The organism is Gilliamella sp. ESL0254 (assembly GCF_013344985.1).
GTDB classification, from domain to species: domain Bacteria; phylum Pseudomonadota; class Gammaproteobacteria; order Enterobacterales; family Orbaceae; genus Gilliamella; species Gilliamella bombicola.
The window spans coordinates 882,085-894,132 of sequence record NZ_JAAEDU010000001.1; the positions used below are offsets into that span (position 1 = coordinate 882,085).

The 12,048-nt window shown below is 38.4% G+C and carries 7 protein-coding genes and 1 CRISPR repeat array; all 7 genes read right to left on the bottom strand.

All coding sequences use genetic code 11. From position 1 onward, the window contains the following. Positions 1-31: 31 nt before the first annotated feature. The gene (pyrG, locus tag GYX25_RS04175; protein ID WP_085247896.1) at positions 32-1,669 is read right to left on the bottom strand and encodes a glutamine hydrolyzing CTP synthase; all 1,638 of its coding nucleotides are present in this window, start codon (positions 1,667-1,669) and stop codon (positions 32-34) included. A gap of 327 nt (positions 1,670-1,996) precedes the next feature. After that, entirely contained in the window at positions 1,997-2,689 is a 693-nt protein-coding gene (locus GYX25_RS04180; RefSeq protein ID WP_091347227.1) for a Crp/Fnr family transcriptional regulator, read from the bottom strand. A gap of 75 nt (positions 2,690-2,764) precedes the next feature. Continuing rightward, a complete protein-coding gene (locus GYX25_RS04185) occupies positions 2,765-3,559 on the bottom strand; it encodes a nucleoside-specific channel-forming Tsx family protein (RefSeq protein ID WP_425337781.1) in 795 nt (264 codons plus the stop codon). A 50-nt stretch (positions 3,560-3,609) separates the two neighbouring features. Continuing rightward, entirely contained in the window at positions 3,610-4,779 is a 1,170-nt protein-coding gene (gene tsgA, locus GYX25_RS04190; protein ID WP_091347231.1) for an MFS transporter TsgA, read from the bottom strand. A 33-nt stretch (positions 4,780-4,812) separates the two neighbouring features. After that, positions 4,813-5,520, bottom strand: a complete 708-nt coding sequence (gene deoD / locus GYX25_RS04195) for a purine-nucleoside phosphorylase (protein ID WP_091347233.1) — start codon at positions 5,518-5,520, stop codon at positions 4,813-4,815. A 902-nt stretch (positions 5,521-6,422) separates the two neighbouring features. Further along, a complete protein-coding gene (locus tag GYX25_RS04200) occupies positions 6,423-8,126 on the bottom strand; it encodes a hypothetical protein (protein ID WP_174786792.1) in 1,704 nt (567 codons plus the stop codon). 641 nt (positions 8,127-8,767) lie between these two features. Then, positions 8,768-9,035: direct repeats of the CRISPR family, unit length 28 nt; unit sequence TTTCTAAACCGCCTATACGGCGTTAAGG. 1,069 nt (positions 9,036-10,104) lie between these two features. Further along, a complete protein-coding gene (locus tag GYX25_RS04205; protein WP_174786793.1) occupies positions 10,105-11,778 on the bottom strand; it encodes a hypothetical protein in 1,674 nt (557 codons plus the stop codon). Positions 11,779-12,048 lie beyond the last annotated feature (270 nt).

Genomic DNA, 12,048 nt, shown 5'->3' on the forward strand with positions numbered 1-12,048 from the left:
TGACAGATATATTAAAAATTTTAATTCAAAACTATTTTTGTTGCTGCTCTTGATAAGCTTTGGCAGCCTTAATAAAACTACTAAACAGTGGGTGTCCATCACGTGGTGTAGAGGTGAATTCCGGATGGAACTGACACGCAACAAACCATGGATGATCTGGAACTTCAATGATCTCAACCAGCTTTCTATCCGTTGAAAGACCAGTCACTTTTAACCCAGCTTTAACCACTTCAGGTAATAAATTATTATTCACTTCATAACGATGACGATGACGCTCAGTAATCGACTCATTTTTATACATATCGTATACTAATGAATTAGGCTCTAAATGGCAAATTTGCGAACCTAAACGCATTGTGCCACCTAAATCACTATTTTCATTACGTTGTACTACATTGCCAGATTCATCGCTCCATTCTGTGATTAAAGCAATAATTGGGTTTGCACAATCTTTAACAAATTCGGTTGAGTTAGCATCTTTAATACCTGCAACATTACGTGCATATTCGATCATAGCCACTTGTAAACCAAGGCAAATACCTAAATATGGGATTTTGTTTTCACGCGCATAACGAGCTGCCATAATTTTACCTTCAACGCCACGATAACCAAATCCACCTGGAATTAAGATCGCATCTAAGCCTTGAAGTAATTCTGTGCCACGCGATTCAAGATCTTCTGAATCAATATAACGAATGTGCACCGTTAAACGATTTTTTAATCCCCCGTGTTTTAACGCTTCATTCACTGATTTATAAGCATCCGGTAAAGCAATATATTTACCCACCATACCAATGGTTACTTCACCCACTGGGTTCGCTTCTTCATAAATCACTTGTTCCCATTGCGATAAATCGGCTTCTTTACATTCAAGATTAAATCGTTTGCAAACGAAGGTATCTAAGTTTTGCGATTTTAATAACGCAGGTATTTTGTAAATAGAATCAACATCTTTAAGCGAAATAACAGCACGCTCAGGCACATTACAAAATAGTGCGATCTTAGCCCGTTCATGAGCAGGAATAATACGATCAGAACGGCAGATTAATACATCCGGTTGAATACCAATTGACAGTAACTCTTTCACTGAATGCTGCGTTGGTTTGGTTTTAACTTCACCAGCAGATGCTAAATAAGGCACTAACGTTAAGTGCATAAATAACGTGTGTTCACGACCCACATCCACCGCTAATTGACGGATCGCTTCTAAAAATGGAAGAGATTCAATATCACCTACTGTACCACCGATTTCAACAATGGCAACATCAAAACCTTTTGCCCCATCAATCACGCGTGATTTAATTGCATTAGTGATATGTGGTATAACTTGAACCGTTGCTCCTAAATAATCGCCACGACGCTCTTTGCGTAACACATCAGAATAAATACGACCTGTAGTGAAATTATTTTTTCGCGTCATTTTAGTGCGAATAAAACGTTCATAATGACCCAAATCAAGATCGGTTTCAGCTCCATCTTCAGTCACAAACACTTCACCATGTTGAATAGGACTCATTGTGCCCGGATCGACATTAATGTAGGGATCAAGCTTGAGCATGGTGACTTTTAAATTGCGGGCTTCTAAAATTGCAGCAAGAGATGCTGCGGCAATGCCTTTACCAAGAGAAGAAACGACACCGCCTGTAACAAAAATATAATTCGTGACCATTAATATTAGACCATTATTAATTTATTAGAACAATATTGCATCGATTTTTAGACATCAAAACCAATACAACATACAAGAATCAGACGGGAATGCAGTATAACAGAATCCGCCTTACCTCACAATTGAATAATGAGTTTTAATTGATGTTTTCATTGTATGGATTTGTAAAATTTTTTCTATTTTATTTGTTAGTAGCTCAACATAAGATGTTTAGATTAATAGATAAAATAGCCACATTGCATAGGCTATTTATAGCCATAATATTATATTGCATAGTGGCGCGTTTTTATCTATTCATTTGTTGAATATAAAATATTCAACAATATCCTAATCTGAAATCTTATCATTGCATTTAATAAATTCTTTAAGCTTTTCCATACTTTTGATTTCTAGTTTTCCTTCATTTTTTTCAACAATATCTAATTTAACTAGCTCACTCACAGCTCGACGATAAACACGATCGGTGGTACCAAAACGTTCTGCTTCTAAGTAGTTTTTTTGGAAACTACTTACTGGATGTATATTTAAATAATGCTGATAAAGATCGAACGCAATATTATAACAAATTGAATATAAAGTTCTCTTTAAGAAAATATCTAACGTATCTTGATAATCAAAAGCAATTGCAGTAGCAAAAAACAATGCTAATTTAGGGTATTCAATCAACGATTGATATAATTTATCGGCGCTAACAATTGACAATGTTAACGCCTCTTCAGCAATGATATCAAATTGGCATAAATACCCCGTAAAGAATTCCATTTCACCAAGAATGTGTTCATCGCAATCAAGCGTACCAAGATGAAAACGACGTCCATTAGCGGCTTCGTAACGGATAGAAATCATTCCATTATAAACTAGAACTAAATCATTAACCTTACAACCCTGACGGAACAAAACCGATTTTTCATCGACAATTTTTGTTTCAACAACACATTGTTTAATAACGGACTCAATCAAATTATTGTTATTTTTCCAATATGTACTAAACCGACCTTTATTTAAAGACTTCAACTGCATATAATTTTAGCCACCATCGTATAACTTATCGTTTTTATTCAAAAAATTATTTTTTAAAATATAACATTATTTTAATTAAAATTTATAACTAAAACTAAAATAATGACCGATACCGCTGGTTTTCCCTGCTCCAGATTTATTTTTAATCAATGACATATTATGAAAATACTTTAATCCATAACCCAATGCCATATGATCACTATGCCAATAAAAACCATTATACCATTCAATAGCATTATTACTATACAATGAGTTATCGGTTATTTTATTGGCGCCAAATTGATAATCAAAATAGCCTTGATAATTGATTGTACTTTGATTAGTAAATTGATAAATGGGTTTTGACCAACTTGTTGAATACATATAACCATCCCACTTACCTTCATTAGGTTCATTATAGTTTTCACGAACATAGCGCGCATAAACGTTCATACCCATCACACCAAACCATGGCATATCCACATCGGCGCCTATTCCTAAATATTGTTCAAACAACTCTCGATCACCAATATTATTTACACTAGCAATATACAACTCTTTAACTGCTCCAAACGAAAAATCCGATTGGAATAGACCATCAAGTGAAATTCTTGGTGAAATTTTAGCAAAGAAATTATCGCCCCCATATCGATCATCATGTTTACGATCAAAAATGTCGAAGATATCAACATAGCCATATAGATCCAAAACACCATATCGAGCACCAAACTCCGTCTCAAGATAAGTATCATTTTTTATATCATACGGTATTTTAGCATCGACACTTTGCATCAAATTTAACTGCAACCAACCATAATCATTTTTATGTAAGTTACCATCTTTATAATCAGCAGCATTAACGTTAGCAACACCAAACCAAATCAAAAGCATGCTTAATGTTAACTTTGATAATTTATAATAATTCCTCATGATATTTCCCTTCACTTCAGGTTATTTTTCCGCTTCAACAACTGAGAAATAACCAACATTACAATAATAACTGCATAAAAAACTGGAATTGCATTCATAATAATTTGCGTACCAAAATATTCTTGGAATAAAGAACTAATTGCAGGGCTAAACATTGCCCCAGCACTACCGCTAACAAGAATAAAAGACACATTTTTACTTGATGCATTTTTAACAAATGTAACCCCATAGGCAACAAAAGAGTTATATAGTGCAGAACAAACAAATCCATAGCCATAAGTGAAATAACTAATGTGATTAAGATCCTGAGTATTAACAATCGCAATTGTTATCACAAAGGCTAACAAAATGATTGTCATAAAAAAATGATGAATTTTAACTCGTGAAACAATAGCGGTTGAAACTAACGCCCCAATTAATGCAGCAGCCCAATATTGCGTAATGATATTTCCGGCATCTTCAAAGCTAATCGTAAATTTTTGACTAACAAAAAGTGGTGCCCAAGTTAGAAAAGTGTATAAAGCCAACATAGCCAAAAATAACCCTATACCAGCCGATAAAATGCCAAAATTCCATTCTGATTTTTGATTATTATTTTGTTTTTCAACCTCTTTAGAAGTTATGATCAAATCAAAATTGGTAACCAAAATAATCACTAGCGTCAATACCGCAATAAGACCCACCGTTAAATAGCTACTCGCCCACGATAAAGAATGGGTTAAAGCATAAGTGGTAATAAGCGGAAAGATAACACCAGCAATATTAAACGTTGCATCTTGCACAACCAACATAGTGCTTTGGACTCTATTTTGCCAAATAGAAACGACTATTGTTCCTGCGATACATAGCCCAACACCACCACACAAACCGATTAATGACATGCAAATATCTAACACTATTAATGAATTAGTGAAATACAACATCAATGTACATACAACAATAAGTATGTAACTTAATAGAGTGATGCGTTTGATACCAATAATATCGATCAAGAAAAAAGCTAAAATAGTACCAACTAACGCCCCACCATTAAGTAAAGAAAAGATAAAAGCAATCGTACTGACATCAGCATGAAAACATTGTGCAATCGGTTCGATTAACATACCAAATTGGCTGGCAAAACCCGCCATAATAAAATTAGCCAAAAAACTAATTAGGGTGAGTAACAGCTTATGTTTCATAACATTATCCTAAAAATGATTTAGCATGGTAATTCAAGGTTTAATAGCAACTTGTAAGGCTAGCTTAATCATATTGTTAAATGTCAGCTGTCTTTCTTCTGCAGAGGTTTCCTCACCAGTTAGGCAATGATCAGAAACAGTTAAAATAGCTAAAGACTCAATATTGAATTGTTGAGCAATACCATATAAACCGGCCACCTCCATATCAATACCTAGAACGCCTGATTTTTCTAAAGTACTAATTAACGATTCATCAGGATCATAATAAAGATCACCACTAAAGACATTGCCAGCCTTAACGGGGATATTCATAACTTTGGCAGTTTCATAAGCACTATGTAATAAAGAAAAAGTAGCAGAAGTAGCAATGTTATAACCATTTGCTCTTTTTTGATTAGTTATTGAATCAGTCCCAGCGGCAACGGCTAAAATCACATCACGCATTTTTACGCTGTGCTGCGTTGCACCTAAACTACCGATACGAATAATACGCTTTACATTAAAATCATTGATTAATTCATGGGCATAAAGCGTAATTGACGGAATCCCCATTCCGTGTCCCATAACAGAAACAGGAATACCGTTATATGTTCCGGTATAACCTAACATGTTACGTACATTACAAACTTGCTTTGCATCTGTTAAATAAGTTTCGGAAATAAATTTTGCTCGCAAAGGATCACCAGGCATAATAACGGTTTGAGCAAAATCATTTTTCTTTGCATTAATATGTGCTGTCATAATATTTCTTAACTATTTGAAAAAATGACCTTAAGTATAGTAATGGCTTTTCGCTTTCAACTAGGACATAAGTCCTAAACCCATGATCTATACCACATTTTTACAAAATTGCTTGATAGCTAACGAATTGTTGGATTGATAAGATTAGGTTTTTTTGGGAAGTTTTTGCCTTGGTGGTAATATAGCTATAGTTATATTGAATAATTTGGTGTGTTTTGAATTAAACGAAAAAATAAATAAAATCAATACCTTTCCTGACCACTTTTTGGATGTAATTACATTGTTTTTTAATACAAAAACAACTCACCCCAAAACACCTAAGATTATGTTGTTTGTCTTGCTCCGGCGTCAGAATGTGCCGACAACAGAGCAAGGTTAGCACGCCAAACAGGACGTTTGGCGAGTTTGTGGTGCGCCGGGAGCACGTCCACAAACAGTGCGTTAAGACCGACCGACGGCGTCGGACAAATTTGTCTGGAACAAATTTGAACATCTGAGCACAGCGAAGATGGCCTCGTAGAGGCGAGTATCAGGATGATACGAGTAGTGCCGTAGGCCACATTCTGTAGCCAAAGCGTGGGATTGCAAAGGGAATTAGCTTTAATTCCCTTTGTTCGGACGTGGTCACTGTAGCTATTTTATTCACCAAAGGTCAAAACGTCCGAAACCTTGCCATACTATAAATAGACCACGAATTTAAACCGCCACAGCCTAATCACTATAATTACCAACCACGCTTTCAGAGTTGGCGGCGGAGGCGGCGCGATTGTGGCTTCGCCGCAACAGCGCAACCCTAAGGGAAATGCCCCAACTTACGCGGGGGCTTTATTCTTTGATAAATTATCCTCTATCTGCACTATAACCCCCCCGTGGCCCAAGGATTAAGGACTATGAAATAAAAGTTAAGGTGAGGAGCAAACAGCGTAGCGGCTATCGGAAACGCTGTCGCTGTAGATGTCTCCGCTTTGTGAGTAGACATCGAATCCATTGCTACCTGTTGTGTCACTCGTCCAGTAGCCGTAGTGGACGAAGCCCACATCAGCGTAGCGGTACATGACGCCCCACTCCGTGAAAAAACCAGCACCTATGTGACGCTGATAATAACTAGCAGGTGAACTAGGCCTGGCGCCAGAAATAGAAGGACTATTTGTGCGCACCGCGTTAGTTAAATCCTTGACCTGTGGTAAACGATAACCCAAACTACTACACCAAGATATTTGATTATACTGACTATCCCATTTTTTACCACGATGGACGAACCATTGCTTTAACACAAATCCATACCTCACCTCATTACCTCGACTATCTCTACCAACCAACTCAAATTTCTGCGGCAAAGATGGTACGGCTAGAGGACTAGGATTATTTGTATTTATCTGAGTTCTATCCGCCCTAGGACCGCTTAACGTTACCCGTGTGACATAACTGGATTTATCTCTAATCCATTCATCGGCTTGTAGAATATTTCCATGTGGGTCTGTGAATGCACCAGAACGCGGCTTTGTCCAACTTACCGTTGCTCTTATACTACCATTCGTGACAACAGGCCACGTCAACTGACTTCCATCTACTCCAGCAGGCAACTCTAAATCAAAATACAATCCATCAGCACCCGTTGTCGGAAAATTTTGGTCGTAAGATGAATAATCATTAGATTGAGTTAAAAAGCCCTTTGTAGGACTCCATATGTTAGATGGGCCTGCGTAATGGGAATCGTCACGGATATTATTAACTGTAGCACCAGTACCACCGAAGTACAAATTCGGCCTTGCGTAACAAACTCGAGCAACAGTGTTATACGGGTTGATATAATAATCCACCGTAGCTCCACCGAAATTACTACTCCTTGGCACCCCATACTGGGTAGTTAAACTTCCTTCTGTACTTACTAACCTTACCCTATAAGGAGCATTACATATATCCAATGCATCACTACGATTAACAGTATTGCCATCCTTATCCGTAAACGATACCGATATACTCCCTGTAGCCGTTACTCCATTAGCCCCCTGTCCATCCCCATCATCATCTTCCCAATTACCCTGAACAACCAAATCATTCATACTAATTGAACTCTGTGATGACGGGACGACCATTGTTATATGACCTAAGTTACTCCCCACATACGGCAAACTTATCGGATTTGCTGCACTTGATGAATTAGTAGATGGTGTGATAACCCGACCATCCTGCAATCTTATAGACAACAAACTGTCTGCATCTGTTACCTTTGTCCGACCACCGTCGAACGTTAAATATGGCGCACTACCCTCTATTTCCTTTGATGTATTTGCCGTCAATGCTATAGAACACTGCGCATACGACAATAAGAGTAGCAACGCAAAGAACAACGGCAATTTAGGTAATCTAAATAATTTAAGTAAGTCTGATAATTTAGATAGAAAAGATAAGTGTCTCGGCCTTGGCGATAACCCTGCCGATAAACATGGCGATTTCGCCAAGTGCAATGATTTTGATAATTTAGGTGATAAAAATAAGAACTGAGTCTGATTTAGACTACAGCGAAAATGAAAAAGATTTAGGGCGTAGGTTTGGCAGGCCAGATGCCAGATGCCAGATGCCAGATGCCATGCATGGTAGCGCATTTCGATTATCCTGTCAAGTAATTTTTTGTTTTATTTGAATTTTTCACAACTGACTGCTTAACTGATGAGCTCTCTCTTGTTTTGAAAGAGATTGAATTATAACCGGTTGATTAATAATGTGCTAGTTTTTTTGTTAAATATTTTAAGGTTTTGTTAAGGCTTAAGTCAGCTTATGTTAGTGTGTTTTTGGGAAGGGTTTGGGTGGTGGTTTTGGCTAAAAACCACCAAATAAAAACTTTAATAAAATCAATACCTTTTCTGACCGATTTTTGAGCGGAAAATCAGGCCTTTTTTGGGTTGGTGGATAGAATAAATTGGGTGCGCAGGTTTCGGACGTTTTGACCTTGGGTGGACAAAATAGCTATTGTGACCACGTCCGAGCTAAGGGAATTAGAGCGAATTCCCTTAGCAATCCCGCGCTTGGCTGCAGAATGTGGCCTTCGGCTGCCCGACGCCGGTGCTCGGTCTTAACGCACCGTTTGTGATGCGTTCCCGACGCACCACAAACTCGCCAAACATCCCTGTTTGGCGTGCTAACCTCGCTCTGTTGTCGGCACATTCTGACGCCGGAACAAGACAAACAACATAACCATCTTTTTTGGAAGATATTATGTTTTTATAATTATATGATTTATTTTATTTTAATTAAACGCCTATACGGCGTTAAGGTTGATGCTCTAATTTTGTTGGTTTTCAATATCTTTCTAAACCGCCTATACGACGTTAAGGATTTTGATACACACTCAATTTACGGCTTTGATTTTCTAAACCGCCTATACGGCGTTAAGGAAGTTCTTATTTATGTTTCTTTAGTAATGAAATTTCTAAACCGCCTATACGGCGTTAAGGGCTGTTAAAACCAAATTCTGAGTTTGATAACTTTTCTAAACCGCCTATACGGCGTTAAGGTAGAACTCAAGATTTGATAAATCTTGTTGTATAAAGATAAACAACAATTTCATCTTTGAAAACCCTTTTTTTGAGGTGTTTTATAATTTGTTGATTTTATTTAATTTTAAATTTTCGTTAAAAAAAGGGTTTGGAGCGGTTAATTTGCTGTTATTAGGGTGCTATTCGTGGTTTTGTTGATTTGTTGTGTGTCAGCGCTTTGCTTAGGTTGTTTAAGTGATTGATTTAGCTTAAAAATAGCAAAATAAAAACTTCAATAAAATCAATACCTTTTCTGACCACTTTTTGGATGCAATTTCATTGCTTTTTAACACAAAAATAACTCACAAAAAGCACTAAAGGTTATGTAGTTTGTCTTGTTCCGGCGTCAGAATGTGCCGACAACAGAGTGAGGTTAGCACGCCAAACAGGGATGTTTGGCGAGTTTGTGGTGCGTCTGGAACGCGTCCACAAACGGTGCGTTAAGACCGAGCGGCGGCGTCGGGGAGCCGTAGGCCACATTCTGTAGCCAAAGCGTGGGTTGTCAGGGAATTCGCTTTAATTCCCTGACTCGGACGTGGTCACTGTAGCTATTTTGTTCACTAAAGGTTAAAACGTCCGAAACCTGCGCACTTAATTTATTCTATGTCGGACAAATTTGTCTGGAACAAATTTGAACATCTGAGCACAGCGAAGATGGCCTCGTAGAGGCGAGTATCAGGATGATACGAGTAGTGCCGTAGGCCACATTTTGTAGCCAAAGCGTGGGATTGCAAAGGGAATTAGCTTTAATTCCCTTTGTTCGGACGTGGTCACTGTAGCTATTTTATTCACCAAAGGTCAAAACGTCCGAAACCTGCTGTACTATAAATAGACCACGAAGTTAAACCGCTACAGCGTAATCACTAGGAATGCCAACCACGCTTTCAGCGTTGGCGGCGGGGGGCGGCGCTATTGTGGTTTTGCCACAACTGCCAACCTTAAGGGAAAACATCCAAACTTACGCGGGGGCTTTATTCTTTGTTAGATTATCCTCTATTTGCACCACAACCTCCCCGCGGCCCAAGAATTAAGGACTAAGCAATAAAAACTAAGGTGCGGCACAAACGCCATAGCGGCCGTAGCCATCACTGCTGTCGGTAACGGAGCCATAGTACGAGCTGACACGGAAGCCATTGCTACCTGTTGCGTCGCTTGTCCAGTAGTAGGGGTTGGCGAAGCCAGCAGCGTAGTAGCCCATGGCGCCCCACTCCGTGAAAAAACCAGCACCTATATGACGCATGTAAACATTATTAGATGAACTAGGCGTTGCGCCAAAAATAGAAGGATAATCTGTTTTGACTGCATTGGTTAAATCACTTACTCTAGCAAGACGATAACCCAAACGACTACACCAAGAGGATTGATTAGACTGAGCATCCTGTTTATCACCCCGATGGACGAACCACTGCTTTAACACAAATCCATACATCACCTCATTACCTCGACTATCCCTACCGACTAACTCAAACGTCTGTGGCAAAGATGGCAACGGAGTAAGCGGACTAGGATTACTTGTATTTATCTGAGCACTATCAGCCCTAGGACCGCTTAACGTTACCCGTGTTACATAACTGGATTTATCAGTAATCCATTCATCGGCTTGTCTGGTATATCCTTCTGGGTCTGTGAATGTACCAGAACGCGGCCTTGTCCAACTCACCGTTGCTCTTATACTACCATTTGTGACAACAGACCACGTCAACTGACTTCCATCTATTCCAGAAGGCAACTCTAAATCAAAATACAATCCATCAGCACCCGTTGCCGGAAAGTTTCGGTTGTAAGATGATGGACTTGTTGACTGAACTAAAAAACCCTTAACGGGACTCCATATGTTAGCTGGACCTGCGTAGCGAGGATTATCATTAGAAACAATGTCAGTAGTACCACCCATTAGCAAATTCGGCCTTGCATAACAAACAGGAGCAACAGTGTTATACGGATTGATATAATAATCCACCGTAGCTCCACCGAAATTACTACTCCTTGGCACCCCATACTGGGTAGTTAAACTTCCTCCTGTACTTACTAACCTTACCCTATAAGGAGCATTACATATATCTAATGCATCACTACGATTAACGGTATTGCCATTTTTATCCGTAAACGATACCGATATACTCCCTGTAGCCGTTACTCCATTAGCCCCCTGTCCATCCCCATCATCATCTTCCCAATTACCCTGAACAACCAAATCATTCATACTAATTGAACTCTGTGATGACGGGACGACCATTGTTATATGACCTAAGTTACTCCCCACATACGGCAAACTTATCGGATTTGCTGCACTTGATGGATTAGTGGATGGCGTGATAACCCGACCATCCTGCAATCTTATAGACAACAAACTGTCTGCATCTGTTACCTTTGTCCGACCACCGTCGAACGTTAAATACGGTGCACTACCTTCTATTTCCTTTGATGTATTTGCCGTCAATGCTATAGAACACTGCGAATACGACAATAAGAGTAGCAACGCAAAGAACAACGGCAATTTAGGTAATCTAAATAATTTAAGTAAGTCTGATAATTTAGATAGAAAAGATAAGTGTCTCGGCCTTGGTGATAACACTGCTGATAAACATCGCGACTTCGTTAAATGCAATGATTTTGATAATTTAGGTGATACAAATAAGAACTGAGTCTGATTTAGACTACAGCGAAAATGAAAAAGATTTAGGGCGTAGGTTTGGCAGGCCAGATGCCAGATGCCATGCATGGTAGCGCATTTCGATTATCCTGTCAAGTAATTTTTTGTTTTATTTGAATTTTTTACAACTGACTGCTTAACTGATGAGCTCTCTCTTGTTTTGAAAGAGATTGAATTATAACCGGTTAATTAGGAATGTGCTAGTTTTTGTTAAAAATTTTAAGGTTTTGTTAAGTGTATAAGATTAAGCTTTTGTTGGCCTATTTTTGGGAGGAATAGTTTGGGTCGTGTTTTTTTGAATAAAAAAACACAAAAAATTTCAATAAAATCAATACCTTT